This window comes from Alloactinosynnema sp. L-07, assembly GCF_900070365.1.
In the GTDB taxonomy this organism is placed as follows: Bacteria; Actinomycetota; Actinomycetes; order Mycobacteriales; family Pseudonocardiaceae; genus Actinokineospora.
In genome coordinates this window covers 5,244,960-5,265,504 of sequence record NZ_LN850107.1, presented here as the reverse complement: position 1 = coordinate 5,265,504, position 20,545 = coordinate 5,244,960, and the positions used below count along the sequence as shown (strand labels likewise).

Genomic DNA, 20,545 nt, shown 5'->3' with positions numbered 1-20,545 from the left:
CCCCAGGGACAGGCCCCTTTAGCTCAGTCGGCAGAGCGTCTCCATGGTAAGGAGAAGGTCTACGGTTCGATTCCGTAAAGGGGCTCGGCAGATCGGCCGCGAGGCACCGGAAATATCTGCGGTGTCGCGCGGCTTGATCCATGTCAAGCAGTACCAACGGCAGTAACCCAAGCGGTGTAGCTCAGTCGGTAGAGCAAGCGACTCATAATCGCTGTGTCGCCGGTTCAAGTCCGGCCATCGCTACGCAGATCCCAACCGGGGCAAGCCCCCGGACTCCCGTCCTTGGTGGTCGGGTTCTCTGGTCATGTAAGGAAGGTTGTTGTGGCTTCTACTGACGTGCGGCCGAAGATCACGCTCGCGTGTGAGACTTGCAAGCACCGCAACTACATCACCAAGAAGAACCGGCGCAACGACCCGGATCGCCTTGAGATGAAGAAGTTCTGCCCGAACTGCAAGACGCACCAGCTGCACAAGGAAACCCGCTGACGCCTGCGTCAGTGCGCGCGTGAGGCCGTCCCAGGTGCTGGGGCGGCCTTCGCTGTGTGTTGGGTAGGTTGTTCGCCGTGGCACTGGACCAGTCGTTTGTGGGACGCGCGTACCCGCCGTCCGAGATCTATGAGGTCAGCCGGGCGAAGATCCGGGAGTTCGCCGAGGCGATCGGGGACACCAACCCGGTCTACCTCGACCCCGAGGCGGCCCGTGCGGCCGGGTATGTGGACGTGACGGCCCCGCCGACGTTCACCACGATCATCAACCTGGCGGCGATCAACTCGATCGTCTCCGACCCCGAACTCGGCCTCGACTACTCGCGCATGGTCCACGGCGACCAGAGCTTCGAGTTCCACCGCCCGGTCGTGGCCGGTGACCGGCTTGTAGTGCACGCCTACGTCGACAACATCATGAGTCGGGCCGGGAACGACTTCATCACCCTGCGCGCCGAGATCAGCGCCGAGGGCGGCGAGCCCGTGGTGACCGCCAAGGCGCAGCTGGTGGTCCGCGACGCCGAGGAGGAGCAGGCATGACCAGCGTCGGCGACGAGCTGCCCACCATCGAGGTGACGATCACCCGCGCGGACCTGGTCCGCTACGCGGGGGCCGCGCTCGACTTCAACCCGATTCACTGGAACGAGCGGTTCGCCCGCGAGGTCGGACTACCCGACGTGATCGCCCACGGCATGCTCACGATGGCCGTCGCGGGCCGCGTCGCCACCGACCTCGGTGGCGAGATCGTCAGCTACAGCGCCCGCTTCACCCGGCCCATCGTGGTGCCCGACGACGACAAGGGTGCGGTCGTCGAGGTCAGCGGCAAGATCGGCGCGATCAACGACGACGGGACGCTGCGGATCGACCTTGTCGCGAAGTTCGACGGGAAGACCGTGCTCGGCAAGCCGGTCGCCGTCGTCCGCCCGCGTTCATAGGTTGTTCGAGGAAACGTCACTGGACACCATTGCGGTGACCTCCATTCGGGTGCAGGCTGGGCACGCTAAGTGATCGCAATCACCTGATCCGAAGGACGTTTCCGTGGCTGTGAACCTGAACAAGCTCGTCGACAAGGCCTACGAGGACAAGAGTCTGGCCGAGCTGCTCGACGCGCCCCCGTCGGCGCTGGAAGGCCTGACCGCCAAGCACGACGAACTGCTCGCCGAGCTGGGCATCAAGTCGGTCGGCGACCTCGCCAAGTGGAAGTACGCCGAGCGCGCCTCCGCGATCGCCGCCCTGGCCCCGTTCCAGGCCTGAGCCGTCGACGCGCGGGGAGCCCCCGAAAGGCTCCCCGCGCGCGGTTCATCTAGATTTCACGCGTGACGGCCAACGAACTCATCTCCTTCGCCCGTGGCGCCCCTTCTCTCGACATCATCGATGTCGACGGCCTCAAGGCCGCCGCGGACGCCGCACTCACCACCGACCCCGGCGGCGCGCTCGGCTACGGCACCGCTGTCGGCTACCCCCCGCTGCGCAAGTTCCTCGCCGACCTGCACGGCGTGCCGGTCGAGCAGGTGCTGGTCACCAATGGCTCGATGCAGGCCGACGCGTTCCTGTTCGACGAGCTCGTCGTGGCCGGTCAGCCGGTCATCGTCGAGAAGCCGACGTACGACCGCACCCTGCTGGGCCTGCGCGGCCGCGACGCCGACGTGCGGCCGGTCTCGCTGGACCTCGACGGCATCGACACCGAGGAACTCGCCGCGCTGCTCGAAGGCGGCCTGCGGCCGACGTTCGCGCACATCATCCCCAACTTCCAGAACCCGGCAGGCTACACGCTGAGCCTGGCCAAGCGCAAGCGCCTGCTGGAGCTGGCCGAGCAGTACGACTTCGTCATCTTCGAGGACGACCCGTACGTGCGGATCCGCTTCGCGGGCGAGACGCTGCCCTCGATGCTGGAGCTCGACGAGGGCCGCGGCCGCGTCGTGTTCGCCAGCTCGTTCTCCAAGACCGTGGCGCCGGGCACCCGCGTCGGCTACCTGGTCGGCTCGGCCGAGCTGATCAAGCGGGTCTTCGTCCGGGCCACCAACACCTACATCTCGCCGAACATGCTCGCCCAGGCGATCGTGCACCAGTTCTGCGTCAGCGGCGGCATGGAGCGCTCCATCGCCACGGTCAACGCGGCGCTGGCCGAGCGGGTGCAGGTGCTGTGCGCGGCGCTGGAGAAGCACATCCCGGAGGCGAAGTTCACCGCCCCTGAGGGCGGCTACTTCATGTGGGTGGACCTCGGCGACGGCGTGGACGTTGCCAAGCTGCTGCCCGCGGCCGAGGAGCGCGGTGTGACCTTCGTCAAGGGCACCGACTTCCTGCTCGAAGGCGGCGAGTCGACGCTGCGCATGGCCTACTCGGGCGTGCGGGTCGACCAGATCGAAGAGGGCATCACCCGCCTGGCCGACGCGCTCGCGTCGCTGCGGGTAACCGCCAGTTGATCGAACGCGGGACCGGCTCGGGGTACTCGGTTGCGGTGCCTCGGGCCGGGTGCCGTATGCTTCCGTGCTTGAGCGCCCTGGCCGGTTCCACTTGGCTATAAAGTGGGTTGGTCAGAGGCGCCTGAGCGCGGCCCATACGGGCCTCGCGAAGGGGTGTAGCTCAATTGGTAGAGCAGCGGTCTCCAAAACCGCAGGTTGCAGGTTCGAGTCCTGTCGCCCCTGCGTTTGCGTCCGAGTGCGGCTGACCCCGCACCGGACCGGGTAGTACACATCGAGTGGAGGATGGCGTGGCCGAGGACAAGGAGCGGGAAGAGGGGCAGGAGCGCCCTTCTCGTCCGGTCACCGCCGCTGCGCGGCGTGAGCGTCGCGGCACGGCCCGTCCGGCCGCCCGCCAGGACGCCGACGGCAAGGTGGACAAGGCCAAGTCCGTGGCCAAGTCCGACGCCGACGCGGCCGACAAGAAGGGCCGCCCGACGCCCAGCCGGGACCGCAAGGACTCGAAGGGCTCGATCTTCGCCCGGATGGCCCGGTTCCTCCGCGAGGTCGTCTCCGAGCTGCGCAAGGTCATCTGGCCCACGCGCAAGCAGATGATCGCCTACACCACCGTGGTGCTGGTGTTCGTGGCCTTCATGATCGCCCTCATCTCGGGCCTTGACCTCGGCCTCGGCAAGGGCGTGTTCTGGCTGTTCGGCTGATTTGCGCCCGACGCGGCGCACCGGTCGAATACCCGGAGCACGTGATTCATGAAAGGAAGCGAGACCAACTGTGACCTCCGAGAACGGCGCCGCCGACGGTAGCGAGCCGACCAGCCTCACCGACGACGAGGAGCTCCTCGAGTCGGCCGACGGCCAGGTCGAGTCCACCGAGGCCGACGCCGCGGACGACTCCGCCGACACTGACGACGCCGCGGAAGACGAAGCGGACGTCGCCGAGGTTCCGGCGCAGGCCGCCCCCATCGACGAGGCCCCGGCCGACCCGGTCGCCGAGATGCGCGACGCGCTGCGCCGCGCCCCGGGCGACTGGTACGTCGTGCACTCCTACGCGGGCTACGAGAACAAGGTCAAGACCAACCTCGAGACCCGGATCCAGACCCTCGACATGGAGGACTACATCTTCCAGGTCGAGGTGCCGACCGAAGAGGTCACCGAGATCAAGAACGGCCAGCGCAAGCAGGTGCAGCGCAAGGTGCTGCCCGGCTACATCCTGGTCCGCATGGAGCTCAACGACCCGTCGTGGTCCGCGGTGCGCAACACCCCCGGTGTGACGGGCTTCGTCGGCGCGACCTCCAAGCCGTCGCCGCTGACCATCGACGAGGTGCTGAAGTTCCTGCTTCCGCAGGTCGAGGAGGCCAAGCCCGCGAAGGGTTCGGCCACCGCGCAGTCGCGCGGCCCGCAGGTCGAGGTGGACTTCGAGATCGGCGAGTCGGTCACCGTCATGGACGGCCCGTTCGCCACGCTCCCCGCCACGATCAGCGAGGTCAACGCCGACGGGCAGAAGCTGAAGGTCCTGGTGTCGATCTTCGGCCGGGAGACCCCGGTCGAGCTGTCGTTCACCCAGGTCTCCAAGATCTGACCGGTCCGCTTCGGGCCGGACAGCCATCGGGGGCGCAGCCATTCGCGCCCGGTGGACAACGCGATAACAGGAAAGTACGGACATGCCACCGAAGAAGAAGAAGCTCGCAGCGATCATCAAGCTGCAGATCAAGGCGGGCCTGGCCAACCCGGCCCCGCCGGTCGGCCCCGCGCTGGGCCAGCACGGCGTCAACATCATGGAGTTCTGCAAGGCCTACAACGCCGCGACCGAGTCGCAGCGTGGCACCGTGGTGCCGGTCGAGATCTCCGTGTATGAGGACCGCTCGTTCGACTTCAAGCTCAAGACCCCGCCCGCCGCGCGCATGCTGCTCAAGGCCGCCGGTGTGGAGAAGGGTTCGGCTGAGCCGCACAAGGTCAAGGTCGCCAAGGTGACCTGGGACCAGGTGCGCGAGATCGCCGAGACCAAGCAGGCCGACCTCAACGCCAACGACATCGACCAGGCCGCGAAGATCATCGCCGGTACTGCTCGGTCGATGGGCATCACGGTCGAATAAGCAGTTCGCAAGACCCAGCAAGTGTGGGAGGACCAGGCGCTGGTCCGCACCACGACTGATCCGGACGCTCGGGATTTCCTGCCCAGGGCGTGCTACGAAATTGAGGAACAGCAATGGCAAAGCGCAGCAAGGCCTACCGTCAGGCCGCCGAGCTGGTGGACAAGGAGCGGCTCTACACCCCGCTCCAGGCCGCTCAGCTCGCCAAGGAGACCTCCAAGGTGAAGCTGGACGCGACCGTCGAGGTCGCCATCCGCCTCGGCGTCGACCCGCGTAAGGCCGACCAGATGGTCCGCGGCACCGTCAACCTGCCGCACGGTACCGGCAAGACCGCCCGCGTCATCGTCTTCGCCACCGGCGACAAGGCCGCTGAGGCCGAGGCCGCCGGTGCCGACGCTGTGGGCTCCGAGGACCTGATCGAGCGCATCCAGGGCGGCTGGCTCGACTTCGACGCCGCGATCGCGACGCCCGACCAGATGGCCAAGGTCGGCCGCATCGCCCGCATCCTTGGCCCGCGTGGCCTGATGCCGAACCCGAAGACCGGCACCGTGACCCCCGAGGTCACCAAGGCGGTCAACGAGATCAAGGGCGGTAAGATCAACTTCCGCGTCGACAAGCAGGCCAACCTGCACATCGTCATCGGCAAGGTCTCGTTCGACCAGGCCAAGCTGGTGGAGAACTACGCCGCCGCGCTCGACGAGATCCTGCGGGCGAAGCCGTCCGCGGCCAAGGGCCGGTTCCTGAAGAAGATCACCTTCAGCACCACCATGGGCCCCGGCATCCCGGTCGATCCGGCCCGCACCCGCAACCTCCTTGAGGATGAAGTGCAGGTCTGATCTCGCATAGACCACGAACGGCCCCGCCTCGGCGGGGCCGTTCGCGTTATGCGGCCTTGTTCTTGTTCTTGTCTATGGCGTTGAGGGCGATGATCACCGCTACGGAGACGATCCACCATCACAGGTCATCCGGTCGGCTGAACGGTGGGGCACGTCTCCTTTGCGTAGTCCGAGATGATCCACTGCTCGCCCCGCGCGTCGGGGATCTTCTTGACCGTCAGCTTCCCGAGCCGGGGCCCGTCGCGGACGATCATTTCGCAGGAGCTGATCACAACGATGCCGTTGATATCAGGAACCAGTTTCATAGGGGGCGGGAAGGTTGGCTCGGCGTAGTCGTTGGCAGTGCCCACCTCGGCGTTCAGCCGCTTCATTGCGGTGAGGCAGTCAGGGGCGTTGAAGGCGTTGGCGAACTTCTGCCCAATCGCTTCGGACTCGAACCGGCTGCAGGCCTGTATAGGGGTGTTTTGGGCGATGTTGTCGTAGAGCATCCGCACGGCTTCCTTCGGTGTATCCGAGTACAGCTGTGTGCGGTTTGTCGAGCCGCCGCCCGTCTGGGCGGCCGGGAGGTTTTCGTTCGGGTCGCCGAAGTAGTGCTGGTAAGCCCATCCGGCCGCGATGAACAGGATCAACAGGAACACCAGGCGGCGGACCCACTTGCCCAGCAGCACCTTCAGCCAGAGCGGGCGGCGCTTGGCCGGGGGGAGTTCGCCGCGCTGGAACTCCTTGAAGCGCTGGAACTCCTGGAACTCGCGCCACTCCGGCGACCCCTGGAACGCTGGCGGGGGTGCTGGGACGTCGCCCGGCGGGACGTAGGGCACCTGGGGGTCGGTCGGCCAGATGCCACGGTCGCCGGAGGCGGGGGGAAGGCCCTTGGGCTCGTCGTTGTCGGCCACGTGTTCATCATGCCGTGGACCCGATTTGGAGACCGCGCCGCGCACCACGTACTCTTGCGAACGGTTCTACCGAAGACCGCTGGTTTCTTCCGACACCCCCGGGTGGACGAAGACGAAGTGCCCCGGACGTGGGCGGCCCGCGCAGGAGGACGAGGAAGTTGCCAAGCGCCATGCGCTTGTTCACGCCCCGTGCCACTGCGCCGGGGCGTTTGTCGTCTCTGGGGTGCGATACCGGCGACACCCACACGAGAGGAGGCGACCATGGCGAAGCCTGAGAAGGTGAACGCAGTCGCCGAGATCGCGGACAAGTTCCGCAACAGCTCGGCTGCCGTCGTCACCGAGTACACGGGCCTCACCGTGTCGCAGCTGACCACGCTGCGTCGCGCTCTCGGCACTGGCACGACCTATCGCGTCGCGAAGAACACCCTCGTCCAGCGGGCCGCCGCCGACGCGGGTGTCCAAGGACTGGAGAGCCTTTTCCTCGGTCCGACCGCGATCGCCTTCGTCGAAGGCGAACCGGTGGACGCGGCGAAGGTCCTGCGCGACTTCGCGAAGGACAACAAGGGTCTGGTCATCAAGGGCGGCTACATGGATGGCCGCCCGCTCACGGTGGAAGAGGTCGCGAAGATCGCGGACCTCGACTCCCGTGAGGTGCTGCTCGCCAAGCTGGCGGGCGCGATGAAGGGCAACCTCAGCAAGGCCGCCGGTCTGTTCCAGGCCCCGGCTTCGCAGATCGCCCGCCTGGCCGCTGCCCTGCAGGAGAAGAAGGCCGCCGAGGGCTCCGCCCCCGCCGCCGAGGCTCCCGCTGAGGACGCTGTCGCAGCCGAGAGCTGAACGAAACCACCCGGAAATACACCGCGCCCGCTAGACCGGGTGTGTTAGTGAAAGGAACCGCCACCATGGCGAAGCTCAGCACCGACGAGCTGCTCGACGCGTTCAAGGAAATGACGCTGCTCGAGCTGTCCGCGTTCGTGAAGCAGTTCGAGGAGACCTTCGAGGTCACCGCCGCCGCCCCCGTCGCCGTCGCCGTCGCCGGTGGCGCCGCTGCTCCGGCTGAGGCCGCTGAGGAGCAGGACGAGTTCGACGTCGTCCTCGAGTCGGCTGGCGAGAAGAAGATCCAGGTCATCAAGGTCGTCCGCGAGGTCGTCTCGGGCCTGGGCCTGAAGGAGGCCAAGGAGCTGGTCGAGGCCGCTCCGAAGGCGATCCTGGAGAAGGTCAACAAGGAGGCCGCCGAGGCCGCCAAGGAGAAGCTCGAGGCCGCTGGCGCCAAGATCTCCGTCAAGTGATCTGACGCTTCACCTCTTCCGACGGGGTCCCCGCGCAACGCGCGGGGACCCCGTTCGGCTTTGGCGCGGCGCCCCGCGCACCCACGCACCCCGCGCACCCACGCACACGCCAATCGCAACGGGCCCGGCAGAACGGCCTGTTTGGGTGGTTCGCCTTGATTTGGGGTGAATGGGCCTAAACTTTGGGCGCGGGTGGGCTTCACTTGGCCCACCTTTTTGACCCGCGCAGGCCCATTCGAGGGGCCCCAAATCAAGGCGAACCACCCAAACAGGCGCCACCGCCCAAGCCGCCCAGCCGCCTAATCCGCGGAGCCGCCTAATCCGCCAAGCCGCCTAATCCCGTCGCTCACCACCGAGCGTTCGGTCAGCCTCGAGCGCTTCGCTCACGGCGGTTCCGAAGCCGCGGCCCAACTCGATCACCACGTCACGGGGCAGGGGATTGTCCGGCCGCGGTGGCGTGAAAAGTTTGCCCGCGGCACGCAGTCGCCGCCGCAGGTCCCGTTGACGTTCGGTACGTTCGTCGCTACTCACTGCCGCATTGTGACCCGGCAAAGCGGGTCGCGCACGCCGTGACCCGCAGGTCAGGACTACTAACTGTGCGCTAGGTCATACCCGGATTCGTGCGGCAAGGCCCATCCAGGTACGTTCCCAACTCGTCGGTAACTTCTCCAGTAACCCGGAGGGTCCGCCGTCGTTGCATGGAAGACACCGTTCACGCAGGCGGAGCGGTCGGTGGAGCTGAGTTCCGGGAGGTTCGATGGGCGCCGAGGTGGTCATCGAGGGTCTGACCAAGTCCTTCGGTAAGCAGGCCATCTGGCGGGATGTCACTTTGACCTTGCCCCCAGGTGAGGTGTCGGTGATGCTCGGCCCGTCGGGTACTGGCAAGTCCGTCTTCCTCAAGTCGATGATCGGCCTGCTCAAGCCCGACCGCGGCAAGTGCGTCATCAACGGCGTCGACATCGTCACATGCAGCGAAGCCAAGCTCTACGAGACGCGCAAACTCTTCGGCGTCCTCTTCCAGGACGGCGCGCTGTTCGGGTCGATGAACCTCTTCGACAACGTGGCGTTCCCGTTGCGTGAGCACACGAAGAAGTCCGAGGCCGAGATCAAGCGGATCGTGCTGGACAAGCTTGAGTTGACCGGTCTGCAAGGCGCCGAGAAGAAGCTTCCCGGTGAGATCTCCGGCGGTATGCGCAAGCGTGCGGGTCTGGCGCGGGCGTTGGTTCTTGACCCGGAGATCATTCTGTGTGACGAGCCGGACTCGGGTCTGGACCCGGTCCGCACGGCGTATCTGTCGCAGTTGCTTATCGATCTGAACGCGCAGATCGACGCCACCATTCTCATCGTCACGCACAACATCAACCTGGCGCGCACGGTGCCGGACAACCTGGGCATGTTGTTCCGCAAGGAATTGGTCATGTTCGGTCCGCGCGAGGTGTTGCTGACCAGTGACGAGCCCGTGGTGGAGCAGTTCCTCAACGGTCGTCGGCTCGGGCCGATCGGCATGTCCGAGGAGAAGGACGCCGCCCAGATGGCCCGCGAGCAGGCGCACGCCGACGCCGGGCACTCTGACGGGTCGTCGGATGAGGACCTGCGTGGTGTCGTCCCGCAGATCGAGCCGACCCCGGGCATGCCGGTCCGCCAGGGCGTTCGCCGACGCAAGGACCGCGTCATGCGCATCCTGCACACGCTGCCGCCGGCGGCGCAGGAAGGCATCATCCAGTCGCTGACCGACGAGGAGCGCGCCCGCTACAACGTGCACTCGCACCTGAAGCCCGCCCCGCAGTCGGTCAACGCGCACCGGCCGCAGCCGGTTCCCCGGCAGGCGCCGCGTCCGGTGGGCGACCCGCCGCAGAGCTTCCACGGCGACCTCTCCGACACCCAGGTGGCTCGGCTGCCCGAGTCGTCATGGCCGCAGCCGCCCGGCGGTGGAAAGTGACCACCGCGACCGCCAACTTCCCCGGAGCCGGGGCACTTCGGGAGACCGGGCGCCTGTTCGCGCTCGGTCTCGACGTAGTGGTCAACGTCTTCCGGCGGCCGTTCCAGGCCCGTGAGTTCATCCAGCAATGCTGGTTCATCGCCAGCGTCACGATCCTGCCGACCGCGCTGGTCGCCATCCCGTTCGGCGCGATCGTGGCGCTGCAACTGGGCACGCTGATCGTGCAACTCGGCGCGCAGTCGTTCACCGGCGCGGCCAGCGTGCTGGCGATCATCCAGCAGGCTGCGCCGCTGGTGACCGCGCTGCTGGTGGCGGGCGCGGGCGGGTCGGCGATCTGCGCCGACATCGGCTCGCGGACCATCCGCGAGGAGATCGACGCCATGGAGGTGCTCGGCGTCTCCCCGGTACAGCGGCTGATCGTGCCCCGCGTGCTCGCGATGATGCTCGTCGCGGTGCTGCTCAACGGCCTGGTCAGCGTCGTCGGCGTGATGGGTGGCTACTTCTTCAACGTCGTACTGCAGGGCGGCACGCCCGGCGCCTACCTGGCCAGCTTCTCGGCCCTGGCGCAGCTGCCCGACCTGTGGATCTCCGAGCTCAAGGCGCTGATCTTCGGGTTCATCGCCGGTGTCGTGGCCGCCTACCGCGGCCTCAACCCGAAGGGCGGCCCGAAGGGCGTCGGCGACGCGGTGAACCAGTCCGTCGTCATCACCTTCCTGCTGCTGTTCTTCGTCAACTTCGTGCTGACCGCGGTCTACCTCACGGTCGTCCCGGCTAAGGGGAGCTGATCATGGCCTCCGTGACCGACACCGCCAAGAAGGTCGTCGACCGTCCACTCCAGACGCTCGACAACCTCGGCGACCAGCTCTCGTTCTACATCCGCGCGCTGGCGTGGATCCCGCGCGCGCTGCGCCGCTACATGCGCGAGACCATGCGGCTGCTGGCCGAGGTCAGCTTCGGCAGCGGCGCGCTCGCGGTCATCGGCGGCACCGTCGGGGTCATGGTCGGCCTGACCGTGTTCACCGGCATCGTCGTCGGCCTGCAGGGCTACGCCGCCCTCGACCAGATCGGCACCGCGGCCTTCTCCGGTTTCGCGTCGGCCTACATCAACACCCGCGAGGTCGCGCCGCTGGTGGCGGGCTTGGCGCTGTCGGCGACGGTCGGCTCCGGCTTCACCGCGCAGCTCGGCGCCATGCGGATCTCCGAGGAGATCGACGCGCTCGAGGTCATGGCCGTGCCCAGCCTGCCGTTCCTGGTGACCACCCGGATCATCGCGGGCTTCATCGCGGTCATCCCGCTCTACATCATCGGTTTGCTGTCGTCGTATTTGGCGTCCAGAACGATCACGGTCTATTTCTATGGCCAATCGGCGGGCACCTACGACCACTACTTCAATCTCTTCTTGCCACCTGAGGACGTGTTCTGGTCCTTCGGCAAGGTGCTGATCTTCGCGATCATCATCATCCTGACCCACTGCTACTACGGCTACAACGCCAGCGGCGGCCCCGCGGGCGTGGGTATCGCCGTCGGCCGCGCGGTGCGGACCACGATCGTGACCGTCGCGCTGGTGAACTTCTTCATCGGCTTCGCGATCTGGGGCACCACCACGACAGTGAGGATCGCGGGATGAGCACGCGAAGCCTCGGCAAGACGATCCGGCGCAGGCTCCTGGGCCTGGCGTTCATCGCGGTGATCATCGGCCTGGTCGCCCTGAGTATCGCGATGTACAACAAGGCGTTCACCCCGGTCGCCAAGGTCACCCTGACCACCGACAAGGTCGGCAACCAGCTCGCGGTGCACTCCGACGTCAAGGTCCGCGGCCTGGTCGTCGGCGAGGTCCGCAAGATCACCCCGACGGCCGACGGCGCCGTGCTGGATCTCGCCATCGATCCCGAGAAGATCGACGTGATCCCCAGCAACGTCGCGGCTCGGTTCCTGCCCAAGACGCTGTTCGGCGAGCGCTATGTGTCGCTGCAGATCCCCGAGCAGGCCGCCGCCGACTCGCTGAGTGCAGGCGACAACATCAAGCAGGACAAAACGATCAAGGCCGTGGAACTGGAGCAGGCCTTCGAGAGCCTGCTGCCGGTGCTGCAGGCGGTGCAGCCGCAGAAGCTGTCGAGCACGCTCACCGCGATCTCGACCGCGCTGCAGGGCCGCGGCAAGGACCTGGGCACCACCCTGGCCGACCTCGGCGAACTCGTCGGCGACATCAACCCGCACCTGCCTCAGCTGCGCGAGGACCTGCGCAGCCTGGCCACGGTCAGCGAGACCTACGGCGACGTCACCCCGGACCTCGTCGCCGCGCTCACCGACCTGACGGTCACCTCCAAGACCGTCGCCGAGCAGCGCGCCAACCTCGACCTGCTGTTCGCCTCGACCACCACCGCGGCCCGCGACCTGGAGTCGTTCCTGCGCGCCAACAGCGCCAACCTGATCCAACTCGCCGACTCCGCCCGTCCGACGCTGGAGACGCTGGCCAGGTACTCCCCGGAGTACCCGTGCCTGCTCAAGCTGATGACCGAGGGCGTGCAGGTGGTCAACCAGGCGCTGGGCATCGGCACCAACAAGCCCGGCCTGCACGCCACCATCGAGGTCACGGTCAACCGCGGCCCGTACAAGCCGGGCAAGGACGAGCCGCGCTACGAAGAGGACCGCGGACCGCGCTGCTACGACTTCGCCCAGTTCCCGCAGCCGTTCCCGCAGACCCCGCCGGACGGCCCGCTCAAGGACGGCGCGTCGATGCCGCCCGCGGCCCGCCCAGCGCAGGACGGTCTGCTGCCCGGATCGAACACCGCGCAGTACACGACCCCCAACGGCGCGGGCGCCGACGGGCTCGGACTGCCCAACTCGCCGCAGGAGATCGCCTTCGTGTCCCAGCTGATCGCCCCGGGCATGGGCTTGAGCCCGGACCAGGTGCCGTCGTGGAGCACGCTGCTGCTCGGCCCGGCCTTCCGCGGCGCGGAGGTGAGCTTCCAATGAGAGGTCTCGCCGCCCCGCTGATCAAACTGGCCCTGTTCATGGCGATCACGATCGCCGCGACCGGCGTGCTGGCGATCAGCATCGCCAACACCAACCTCAGCTCGACCGAGTCCTACACGGCCCGGTTCACCGACGCGACGCTGCTGCTGCCCGGCGACGACGTGCGCATCGCGGGTGTGCGGGTCGGCCAGGTCGAGGAGGTCTCGGTCGCCGACCGCAAGCAGGCGCAGGTCAAGTTCTCCGTCGCGTCCGGCCGCAAGCTGCCCGCGTCGGTCACGGCCACGATCAAGTTCCGCAACCTGGTCGGCCAGCGCTACATCTCGCTGACCCAGGGCGCGGGCTTCGACCCCAACGCCGTGCTCAAGCCGGGCGACAACATCCCGCTGGAGCGCACCCGGCCCGCGCTGGACCTGACCGAACTGTTCAACGGCTTCAAGCCGCTGTTCCGCGCGCTGTCGCCCGACGACGTCAACAAGCTGTCGTACGAGCTGATCACGGTCCTGCAGGGGGAGGGCGGCACGGTGGAGAACCTGCTGGCCCACACCGCGTCGCTGACCACAGCCATCGCCGACAAGGACGCGGTGATCGGCGAGGTGATCACCAACCTCAACGGGGTCCTCGGCGCGGTCAACTCCCGCGGCGAGCAGCTCTCGCAGCTGATCGTGCAGGTTCAGCAGCTGGTCAGCGGCCTGGCCGAGGACCGCAAGCCGATCGGTGACGCCATCGACGCGCTCGGCGGGCTGGCCACCAGCACCTCGGGGCTGCTCCAGCAGGCCCGTGAGCCGCTCAAGCAGGACATCGCCGCGCTCGGCCACCTCACCAGCAACCTCAACGCCAACGAGAAGACCGTCGAGCACTTCATCCAGTTCATGCCGACCAAGCTCAGCACGCTGACTCGCACGGTCAGCTACGGCTCCTGGTTCAACTTCTTCCTCTGCGAGGCCACCGGTGACATCGGCATCCCGGGTCTGATCAGCACACCGATCAACATCCCGATCTTGCCAGCGAACCAGGCGAGGTGTCTGTCGTGAAGCCGTTCCGGTCCCGCAACCCGATCCCGATCGGCATCGTCAGCCTGGTCACCATCGGCCTGCTCATGGTCGCCGCGGTGAACTCCGACGAGCTGCCGGTCATCGGCGGCGGCACGACCTACAGCGCCGAGTTCACCGAGGCCGCGGGCATCCAGCCCGACGACGAGGTACGTGTCGCGGGCATCAAGGTCGGCAAGGTCTCCGACGTCGACCTCGACGGGGACAAGGTGGTCGTCCGGTTCAAGGTCAAGGACGCGTGGGTGGGCGACCGCTCCCGAGCCGAGATCAAGATCAAGACGCTGCTCGGCCAGAAGTTCCTCTCCCTGGAACCAGACGGCACCGAGGTGCTCGACCCGGGCACCCGCATCCCGCGCGAGCGGACCATGGCCCCTTATGACGTCCTAGAGGCCTTCCGCGGCCTGGCCGAGACGGTCAACGAGGTCGACACCGTCCAGCTCGCCAAGAGCTTCGAGGTGATCGCCGAGACCTTCGCCGACACCCCGGACGAGGTGAAGGGCGCGCTCACCGGCCTGCAGTCGCTGTCGCACACCATCTCCTCGCGTGACCAGGAACTGGCCACCCTGCTGAACAACACCAAGCAGATCAGCCAGACCCTCGCCGACCGCGACGCCGAGGTGGTCAAGCTGCTCACCGACGGCAACCTGCTGCTTGGCGAGATCAACAACCGCAAGAAGGCGATCGACGCGCTGCTGACCGGCACCCAGACCCTGGCCACGGAACTACAGGGCCTGGTCGCCGACAACAACGGCCAGCTCGGCCCGGTGTTGCAGAGCCTGGACCAGCTGACCGCCATGCTGCAGCGCAACCAGACCTCGCTGGCCGAGGGCATCAAGAAGTTCGCCCCGTTCGCGCGCCAGTTCAACAACGCGATCGGCTCGGGCCGCTGGTTCGACAACTACATCTGCGGCTTGCTGCCACCCGCGTTCGGTCCGCTGAACCAGCAGGGATGTCTGGGGAACCCATCATGAACATTGCTACCAAAGGCGGGAAGGATCTCGCGCGCACCGTCGCCATCGTGTGTGTGCTGGGGCTGTTCGTCGCCGCGGCGCTGTGGTGGCTGCTCAAGGAAGCCAACGAGAAGCGCTACACCGCGATGTTCCCCAACGTCGTCGGCCTCTACGAGCACAACGACGTGCGGGTGCTCGGGGTCAAGGTCGGCACGATCGACACGGTGACGCCCAAGGGCGACCTGGTCGAGGTGACCATGGTCGTCGACCGCACGGTCAAGGTCCCCGCCGACGCCAAGGCCGTCATCGTGGCGCCGTCGCTGGTCTCCGACCGCTACGTGCAGCTCACCCCCGCCTTCACCGGCGGTGAGGAGATGGCCGCGGGCACGGTGATCCCGAAGGACCGGACGGCCGCGCCGCTGGAGGTCGACGACCTCTACGCCAGCCTGAGCCGGGTCAGCCGCACCCTCGGTCCGAACGGGGTCAACAAGGACGGCGCGCTGTCGGACCTGCTCAACACGCTGGCGAAGAACCTCGACGGCAACGGCCAGGCGGTCAACGACACCGTCACCGACCTCAGCAAGCTGTCCACCACGCTGTCGGGCAACTCGCAGGACCTGTTCGCCACCATCGACAACCTGCAGAAGTTCTCCACCACGCTGGCGGGCAGCGACGAGCAGGTGCGCCAGTTCAACGCCCAGCTCGCCGAGGCCGCGAAGTTCCTGGCGGGCGAGCGGACGAACCTGGCCGCCGCGGTCGACCAGCTCGGGATCGCGCTGGGCTCCGTGCAGCAGTTCATCAACGACAACCGCGGCCGGATCAAGTCCAATGTGGACAAGCTGGCCACGATCACCCAGGTCCTGGTGGACCAGCGCGCCGCCCTCGCCGAGACCCTCGACATCGCGCCGCTGGCACTGAGCAACGTGGTGAACACCTACAACGCCTCGTCCGGCACGCTCGACGCGCGGGCCAACATCAACGAGCTGACCACGCCGCCGATCGTCACGGTCTGCAACCTGGTCCGCCAGGGCACCCCGGCCGGGCTGCCCCCGGCCCTGGCCGATGTGTGCAACCAGCTCGCGCCGGTCGTCCAGGGCCTGGTGCCGCTGCCGTCGCCCGCGCAGGTCATCGAAGGGCTGCGCAGCGGCAAGCTGCCGACGCTGCCCCTGCCCCTGACCGGGGACGCGTTCGGCTCGGGAGGCAACTGATGAGGCTCAAACTCCTGGCCGTGGGCGGTATCGCCGCGCTGACGCTGTCCGGCTGCGGTTTCACCGGCATCTACGACCTGCCGCTGCCCGGCGGTGCCGACCTTGGCGAGGACCCGTACTCGGTCAAGATCCAGCTGCGCGACGTGCTCGACCTGGTCCCGCAGTCCGGGGTCAAGGTCAACGAGGTCGCGGTCGGCCGGGTCGACCAGATCGGCTTCGCCGAGGACGGCTGGACCGCCGAGGTGACGGTCCTGGTCAACCGCGACGTCGAGCTGCCCGCCAACGCGCTGGCCAAGCTGCGCCAGTCCAGCCTGCTCGGTGAGAAGTACATCGAGCTGAGCGCCCCTCCTGGCGACCAGGCCCAGGGCGTCCTGTCGGAGGGCGCGCTGATCCCGGTGGAGCGGACCAACCGCAACACCGAGGTCGAGGAAGTCCTCGGCGCGCTGTCGCTGCTGCTCAACGGCGGTGGCGTCGAACAGCTGCAGACCATCACCAAGGAACTCAACAACGCGCTCGCGGGCAACGAGACCGACATCCGCGCGCTGCTGACCAACGTCAACACCATGGTCACCGAGCTCGACGCGGGCAAGGCCGACATCACCAGGGCCATCGACGGGATCAACCGGCTCGCCAGCTCGCTGAACGCGCAGCGGGACCAGATCGTCGGCGTTATCGACAACATCGGCCCCGGCCTCAAGGTGCTCACCGAGCAGCGCCAGCAGCTCGTCACGATGCTGCAGAGCCTTGACACGCTCTCCGGTGTCGCCGTCGACACGGTGAACAAGAGCCAGGCCGACCTCGTCGCCGACCTCAAGGCGCTCACCCCGACGCTGCTGAAGCTCGGCGAGGCGGGCAACGACCTGCCCAACGCCCTGGAGCTGCTGGTGACCTTCCCGTTCACCGACCAGGCCGTGAAGGGCGTCAAGGGCGACTACTTCAACCTCTACGCCAAGATCGACCTGAACCTGCAGAACGTCATCGACAACCTGGGCCGCAGCAGGCAGAACCCGCTCGACGACCTGCACCTGCCCGGACTCAGCGGCCAGGACGGCGTGCCGTCCAACGCGCCCGCGCCGCTGCCGCTGCCCTCGCTCAACGGCCAGTCCACCACCTCGACGCCCGGCACGCAGTCCGCCGACCGCGGCCTCGGCGGACTCTTCGACGTGCTGCTGGGAGGCGGTTCCTGATGCTCACCAAGACCGTCCGCTTGCAGCTCATCGCGTTCTTCTTGATCGCCGTCGTGGCTGTCGTGTACGCGGCGTTCCGGTTCACCGACCTCGGCCGCGTGTTCGGCGCCGACGGCTACCGGGTGAAGATGGACCTCGTCGAGTCCGGCGGCATCTTCACCAACGCCGAGGTCACCTATCGCGGCGTGAACGTCGGCCGGGTCGGCGAGATCAAGCTGACCCACGACGGCATGCGCATCGACCTGAACATCGACCCGTCGGCACCCGAGATCCCCGCCGACCTCGACGCCGTGGTCGCCAACCGCTCGGCGGTCGGCGAGCAGTACGTCGACCTGCGCCCGCGCCAGGACGGCGGCGCGCCGCTCAAGGAGGGCTCGGTCATCGCCGCGGACCGGACCACGACCCCGGTCAGCACGGACTCGGTCATCCGCGACCTCGAAAGCCTGGCGTCCTCGGTCCCCACCGACTCGCTGCGCACGGTCGTCGACGAGTTGGAGCGCGCGTTCACCGGGACTGGCGACGACCTGCAGGTCCTGCTCGACAACTCGGCGACCTTCACCGCCGCTGCCCGCGAGCACCTGCCGCAGACGATCAAGCTGATCGAGGACGGCGGGGTCGTGCTGAAGACCCAGGCCGCCCAGTCGGGCAACATCCGCTCCTTCGCGGGCGACCTGCGGCTGCTGGCCGAGCAACTGCGGGTGTCCGACCCGCAGATCCGCACCCTGATCGCGGCCACCCCCGGCACCGCCAACGCCGTCACGGGCCTGCTGCGTGAGTCCGGCAACGGGCTGGGCGCGGTGTTCGCCAACCTGCTGACCACGTCGAACATCCTGGTCAGCCGGGTCGACGGGCTGGAACTGGCGCTGGTGGCCTACCCGATCGTCGCGGTCGGTCCGAAGACGGTCGTGCCCGGCGACGGCACCGCCCACCTCGGCCTGGCACTCAACCTGTTCGACCCGCCCGCCTGCACCCGCGGCTACGAGGGCACCGACCGTCGCGACGGCAACGAGCTGGCCGACGTCCCGGAGAACTCGCAGGCCTACTGCGCCGAGCCGGTCGGCAGCCCGATCAACGTGCGCGGCTCGCAGAACGCCCCGTACGGCGGCAAGCCGGTCGCGCCGAGCCAGGACCAGATCGCCGCCAACGAGAACCGCGGCGCCGAGGAACTGGCGACGATGGCGCAGAACAGCATCCCCGGCACCCTGACCCAGCCCGGCCTCGGCGGACTGACCAGCCTCGCCGGTCTGCTCGGGCTGCCTGCCTGACCTCGCCCTTCTCCGTCTACCCTGGAGCGTTATGACCAGCACGGACCTGCGTACCGACGACGTCACCGACGAGGAGCCGAAGCCCCGCCGCGGGCCGGGCGCCTTCGTGTTGATCGCCCTCGGCCTGGTCGTGGTCAGCGCCGCCGCCGCCCTGTGGTTCGGCGTCTCCTGGATGAAGGCCGCGGGCGACGACGACCTGGAACTGTCCCGCATGCGCGACGAGGTCACCAGGGTCGGCGAGCAGGCGATCATCACGTTCAACACGCTGGACTACCGCAAGGTCGACGAGGACCTCGACCGCTGGCTCAACGCCTCGGTCGGCCCGCTGCACGACGAGGTCGTCGGCAGGCGGGCCAGCAGCAAGTCGACCATCGAACAGGCAAAGACGGTCACCACGGCGCGGGTACTCAAGTCAGCCATCACCGACCTGCGCGACCGCGAGGGCAAGGCGACGATCATCGCCGCCATCCGCATCGACGTGACCCCGGACGGCAAGCCCGCCACGGTGAAGTACCAGCGCATCCAGGGTGCGCTGGAGCGCACGGACGCGGGCTGGAAGCTCAGCGGTGTTGGCTTCGTCCCGTTCACGCCCGCCTGACCTCGATCGCCTGATCGCCGAGAGGACCGTCCCACCGTGCCCACCCCGCCGTCCCGCCGCCGCCCGGTCACCCCGCCGACGACCCCCGCCCGCCGCCCCCGGGTCGCGGGCCTGCACCGCCCGAGCGCGACCGAGCCGGTCGAGTCTCCGGAGCCGGTCGAGCCCGTGTCAGTCGAGGACGGTGTTCTCGAGAGCGATGAGGTGCGGGAGGACGTCCACCAAGCGGAGGAGTCGGTGGTCGTCTCCGAGCCGGTTCTCGGTGTCGAGGAAGAGCCTGCTGTCGAAGCTGTCGCTGAGGACGACGAGCCGGTTCCCGCGCCGCGGCCCGCGGGGAAGCGGCGGGCGGCTGGAAGCAGTGTTCCGGTTGATCTGACGACGGCCGAGCAGCGGTCGGGGGTTCGGGTGCTGCCTCGCGACGAGCGGTCGATCGAGGAACTCGCCGCCGCGGCGCGCAACCGTTCCATCAACTTGGCCATCGCGCTCGGGGTGGTGGCGTTGATCTTGGCCGGGCTCGCCATCTGGTTCCGCGGCCAGGCCGACTCGCTGACCGGCGGGGCCGACGGCAACAATCGGGCTCTCACCGACAGCGCCTTGACCAGTGAGGTCAAGGGCAAGCTGACGGTCGCCATCGAGAAGACCCTCTCCTACAACTTCACCGACCTCGACGCCACGGCGAAGGCGGTCAAGGAGCACTTGGCCGGGACCGCTGTGTGCGAGTACGACAAGCTGTTCGGCGTGCTCAAGGAGCAGGCGCCCGCCCAGAAGCTGATCTTGACCACCAAGGTCCGCGATCTCGGCGTGACGCGGCTTGAGGGCGACAAGGCCGACCTGCTGGTGTTCGTAGACCAGTCCACGACGCGCACCGAGCAGAACCAGACCACCGCGAGCGGGGCCCAGTTCGGCATCCGCGCGGAGAAGATCGATGGGGCCTGGAAGATCACCGACTTCGACATGCTCGACCAGCCGCTGCCTGACGGCAAGGCCGCCCCCACCTGCTGAACCCGGCGACCGGATCGCGGCCATCGTGTGGACGTTGAACCGGTGGTATGGGAGTGGTCCACGTCGGGCCGGACGATCGTGCCGCAGGCGCCATCGTGCGGTGCTCGGTGCTTGTAGCAAACGAGTTTCCCCAGGTCAAGCGCCTATCGCTGAGCGGGCTGGCACTGCTGCAAAAGAGGAATCTCGGGCGTGGCATCTTGACTCAGCGACCGTCCGGGGTCACGCTGGTACCCGACAGGACTTCCAGCGGGAGGGCCGAGTGAGCGCGGGCCTCGACAGTCGCCTGTTTTGTGGCTAGACTGCCCCTTTGCGCTGCCCACTTTCCGCACGCCCTTTGCCAAGAGCTAGGATGTTGGGCACCACGGCACCCT

The 20,545-nt window shown here is 67.7% G+C and carries 24 protein-coding genes and 3 tRNA genes; 25 read left to right on the top strand and 2 right to left on the bottom strand.

The annotated features are described in order from the left end of the window. The first annotated feature begins 12 nt into the window (after nucleotides 1–12). The 12 genes from BN1701_RS23675 (at nucleotide 13) to rplA (ending at nucleotide 5,824) form a co-directional block, all read left to right on the top strand. A tRNA-Thr gene (locus tag BN1701_RS23675) sits at nucleotides 13–85 on the top strand. Between the two features lie 85 nt (nucleotides 86–170). Then, nucleotides 171–243: transfer RNA gene (locus tag BN1701_RS23670), tRNA-Met, on the top strand. A gap of 78 nt (nucleotides 244–321) precedes the next feature. Continuing rightward, complete coding sequence (rpmG, locus tag BN1701_RS23665) at nucleotides 322–486, top strand: 50S ribosomal protein L33 (RefSeq protein WP_054052323.1); 165 nt, start codon at nucleotides 322–324, stop codon at nucleotides 484–486. A 77-nt stretch (nucleotides 487–563) separates the two neighbouring features. Continuing rightward, nucleotides 564–1,022 (top strand): MaoC family dehydratase N-terminal domain-containing protein, encoded by a 459-nt coding sequence (locus BN1701_RS23660; RefSeq protein WP_054056074.1) that lies wholly within the window; start codon nucleotides 564–566, stop codon nucleotides 1,020–1,022. Next, nucleotides 1,019–1,417 carry a MaoC/PaaZ C-terminal domain-containing protein gene (locus BN1701_RS23655; RefSeq protein WP_054052321.1) on the top strand — a complete coding sequence of 133 codons (399 nt, stop codon included), beginning with the start codon at nucleotides 1,019–1,021 and terminating at the stop codon, nucleotides 1,415–1,417. Before BN1701_RS23660 ends, BN1701_RS23655 begins: the two co-directional genes overlap by 4 nt. Before the next feature lie 103 nt (nucleotides 1,418–1,520). Continuing rightward, complete coding sequence (locus tag BN1701_RS23650; protein ID WP_054052319.1) at nucleotides 1,521–1,736, top strand: hypothetical protein; 216 nt, start codon at nucleotides 1,521–1,523, stop codon at nucleotides 1,734–1,736. Between the two features lie 62 nt (nucleotides 1,737–1,798). Beyond that, the gene (locus tag BN1701_RS23645; protein ID WP_054052318.1) at nucleotides 1,799–2,905 is read left to right on the top strand and encodes a PLP-dependent aminotransferase family protein; all 1,107 of its coding nucleotides are present in this window, start codon (nucleotides 1,799–1,801) and stop codon (nucleotides 2,903–2,905) included. Between the two features lie 149 nt (nucleotides 2,906–3,054). Then, a tRNA-Trp gene (locus BN1701_RS23640) sits at nucleotides 3,055–3,127 on the top strand. A gap of 65 nt (nucleotides 3,128–3,192) precedes the next feature. Next, a complete protein-coding gene (gene secE / locus BN1701_RS23635) occupies nucleotides 3,193–3,600 on the top strand; it encodes a preprotein translocase subunit SecE (protein ID WP_054052317.1) in 408 nt (135 codons plus the stop codon). A 70-nt stretch (nucleotides 3,601–3,670) separates the two neighbouring features. After that, entirely contained in the window at nucleotides 3,671–4,477 is an 807-nt protein-coding gene (nusG, locus tag BN1701_RS23630; protein ID WP_054052316.1) for a transcription termination/antitermination protein NusG, read from the top strand. 82 nt (nucleotides 4,478–4,559) lie between these two features. Then, nucleotides 4,560–4,991 (top strand): 50S ribosomal protein L11, encoded by a 432-nt coding sequence (gene rplK / locus BN1701_RS23625; protein WP_054052314.1) that lies wholly within the window; start codon nucleotides 4,560–4,562, stop codon nucleotides 4,989–4,991. A 113-nt stretch (nucleotides 4,992–5,104) separates the two neighbouring features. After that, on the top strand, nucleotides 5,105–5,824 hold the full coding sequence (rplA, locus tag BN1701_RS23620) for a 50S ribosomal protein L1 (RefSeq protein ID WP_054052312.1): 720 nt from the start codon (nucleotides 5,105–5,107) through the stop codon (nucleotides 5,822–5,824). 125 nt (nucleotides 5,825–5,949) lie between these two features. Here the strand turns inward: rplA and BN1701_RS23615 are convergent, their stop codons facing one another. Further along, on the bottom strand, nucleotides 5,950–6,717 hold the full coding sequence (locus tag BN1701_RS23615) for a hypothetical protein (protein WP_054052310.1): 768 nt from the start codon (nucleotides 6,715–6,717) through the stop codon (nucleotides 5,950–5,952). A gap of 261 nt (nucleotides 6,718–6,978) precedes the next feature. Between BN1701_RS23615 and rplJ the strand changes: the two genes are divergently transcribed. Together rplJ and rplL are read left to right on the top strand one after the other, a co-directional pair. Further along, nucleotides 6,979–7,551 carry a 50S ribosomal protein L10 gene (gene rplJ, locus BN1701_RS23610; RefSeq protein ID WP_054052308.1) on the top strand — a complete coding sequence of 191 codons (573 nt, stop codon included), beginning with the start codon at nucleotides 6,979–6,981 and terminating at the stop codon, nucleotides 7,549–7,551. A 65-nt stretch (nucleotides 7,552–7,616) separates the two neighbouring features. Continuing rightward, on the top strand, nucleotides 7,617–8,003 hold the full coding sequence (gene rplL / locus BN1701_RS23605) for a 50S ribosomal protein L7/L12 (protein ID WP_054052306.1): 387 nt from the start codon (nucleotides 7,617–7,619) through the stop codon (nucleotides 8,001–8,003). Between the two features lie 333 nt (nucleotides 8,004–8,336). Here rplL and BN1701_RS35950 read toward each other — a convergent pair whose 3' ends face one another. Continuing rightward, nucleotides 8,337–8,534: a hypothetical protein gene (locus BN1701_RS35950; RefSeq protein WP_157368185.1), complete on the bottom strand. Its 198-nt coding sequence runs from the start codon at nucleotides 8,532–8,534 to the stop codon at nucleotides 8,337–8,339. A 226-nt stretch (nucleotides 8,535–8,760) separates the two neighbouring features. On the opposite strand from BN1701_RS35950, the gene BN1701_RS23600 reads away from it, so the two are divergent. From BN1701_RS23600 to BN1701_RS23550, 11 genes are read left to right on the top strand one after another with little or no spacing between them, the layout of a single operon-like run. Beyond that, nucleotides 8,761–9,942 (top strand): ABC transporter ATP-binding protein, encoded by a 1,182-nt coding sequence (locus BN1701_RS23600; RefSeq protein ID WP_054052303.1) that lies wholly within the window; start codon nucleotides 8,761–8,763, stop codon nucleotides 9,940–9,942. Continuing rightward, complete coding sequence (locus tag BN1701_RS23595) at nucleotides 9,939–10,727, top strand: ABC transporter permease (RefSeq protein WP_231949683.1); 789 nt, start codon at nucleotides 9,939–9,941, stop codon at nucleotides 10,725–10,727. Before BN1701_RS23600 ends, BN1701_RS23595 begins: the two co-directional genes overlap by 4 nt. A gap of 2 nt (nucleotides 10,728–10,729) precedes the next feature. Beyond that, on the top strand, nucleotides 10,730–11,569 hold the full coding sequence (locus BN1701_RS23590) for an ABC transporter permease (RefSeq protein WP_054052300.1): 840 nt from the start codon (nucleotides 10,730–10,732) through the stop codon (nucleotides 11,567–11,569). Beyond that, the gene (locus BN1701_RS23585) at nucleotides 11,566–12,918 is read left to right on the top strand and encodes an MCE family protein (protein ID WP_054052298.1); all 1,353 of its coding nucleotides are present in this window, start codon (nucleotides 11,566–11,568) and stop codon (nucleotides 12,916–12,918) included. The genes BN1701_RS23590 and BN1701_RS23585 overlap by 4 nt, the downstream gene beginning before the upstream one ends. Further along, nucleotides 12,915–13,949, top strand: a complete 1,035-nt coding sequence (locus BN1701_RS23580) for an MCE family protein (RefSeq protein WP_054052296.1) — start codon at nucleotides 12,915–12,917, stop codon at nucleotides 13,947–13,949. Before BN1701_RS23585 ends, BN1701_RS23580 begins: the two co-directional genes overlap by 4 nt. Next, nucleotides 13,946–14,938 carry an MCE family protein gene (locus BN1701_RS23575; RefSeq protein ID WP_054052294.1) on the top strand — a complete coding sequence of 331 codons (993 nt, stop codon included), beginning with the start codon at nucleotides 13,946–13,948 and terminating at the stop codon, nucleotides 14,936–14,938. Before BN1701_RS23580 ends, BN1701_RS23575 begins: the two co-directional genes overlap by 4 nt. Further along, complete coding sequence (locus BN1701_RS23570; protein ID WP_054052292.1) at nucleotides 14,935–16,125, top strand: MCE family protein; 1,191 nt, start codon at nucleotides 14,935–14,937, stop codon at nucleotides 16,123–16,125. Before BN1701_RS23575 ends, BN1701_RS23570 begins: the two co-directional genes overlap by 4 nt. Beyond that, nucleotides 16,125–17,312, top strand: coding sequence for an MCE family protein (locus BN1701_RS23565; RefSeq protein ID WP_054052290.1), 1,188 nt, complete (start codon nucleotides 16,125–16,127; stop codon nucleotides 17,310–17,312). Before BN1701_RS23570 ends, BN1701_RS23565 begins: the two co-directional genes overlap by 1 nt. Then, a complete protein-coding gene (locus BN1701_RS23560; RefSeq protein WP_054052288.1) occupies nucleotides 17,312–18,577 on the top strand; it encodes an MCE family protein in 1,266 nt (421 codons plus the stop codon). Before BN1701_RS23565 ends, BN1701_RS23560 begins: the two co-directional genes overlap by 1 nt. A 31-nt stretch (nucleotides 18,578–18,608) precedes the next feature. Continuing rightward, a complete protein-coding gene (locus tag BN1701_RS23555; RefSeq protein ID WP_054052286.1) occupies nucleotides 18,609–19,175 on the top strand; it encodes a hypothetical protein in 567 nt (188 codons plus the stop codon). Between the two features lie 36 nt (nucleotides 19,176–19,211). Then, entirely contained in the window at nucleotides 19,212–20,174 is a 963-nt protein-coding gene (locus BN1701_RS23550) for a hypothetical protein (RefSeq protein ID WP_054052284.1), read from the top strand. The last annotated feature ends 371 nt before the right edge of the window (nucleotides 20,175–20,545 follow it).

Bases quoted from the DNA above. Each gene is read 5' to 3' on its own strand.
- BN1701_RS23655 (WP_054052321.1), top strand. From the start codon at position 1,019: ATGACCAGCGTCGGCGACGAGCTGCCCACCATCGAGGTGACGATCACC.
- rplK (WP_054052314.1), top strand. From the start codon at position 4,560: ATGCCACCGAAGAAGAAGAAGCTCGCAGCGATCATCAAGCTGCAGATC.
- rplA (WP_054052312.1), top strand. From the start codon at position 5,105: ATGGCAAAGCGCAGCAAGGCCTACCGTCAGGCCGCCGAGCTGGTGGAC.
- rplJ (WP_054052308.1), top strand. From the start codon at position 6,979: ATGGCGAAGCCTGAGAAGGTGAACGCAGTCGCCGAGATCGCGGACAAG.
- rplL (WP_054052306.1), top strand. From the start codon at position 7,617: ATGGCGAAGCTCAGCACCGACGAGCTGCTCGACGCGTTCAAGGAAATG.
- BN1701_RS23600 (WP_054052303.1), top strand. From the start codon at position 8,761: ATGGGCGCCGAGGTGGTCATCGAGGGTCTGACCAAGTCCTTCGGTAAG.
- BN1701_RS23590 (WP_054052300.1), top strand. From the start codon at position 10,730: ATGGCCTCCGTGACCGACACCGCCAAGAAGGTCGTCGACCGTCCACTC.
- BN1701_RS23585 (WP_054052298.1), top strand. From the start codon at position 11,566: ATGAGCACGCGAAGCCTCGGCAAGACGATCCGGCGCAGGCTCCTGGGC.
- BN1701_RS23580 (WP_054052296.1), top strand. From the start codon at position 12,915: ATGAGAGGTCTCGCCGCCCCGCTGATCAAACTGGCCCTGTTCATGGCG.
- BN1701_RS23570 (WP_054052292.1), top strand. From the start codon at position 14,935: ATGAACATTGCTACCAAAGGCGGGAAGGATCTCGCGCGCACCGTCGCC.
- BN1701_RS23565 (WP_054052290.1), top strand. From the start codon at position 16,125: ATGAGGCTCAAACTCCTGGCCGTGGGCGGTATCGCCGCGCTGACGCTG.
- BN1701_RS23560 (WP_054052288.1), top strand. From the start codon at position 17,312: ATGCTCACCAAGACCGTCCGCTTGCAGCTCATCGCGTTCTTCTTGATC.
- BN1701_RS23555 (WP_054052286.1), top strand. From the start codon at position 18,609: ATGACCAGCACGGACCTGCGTACCGACGACGTCACCGACGAGGAGCCG.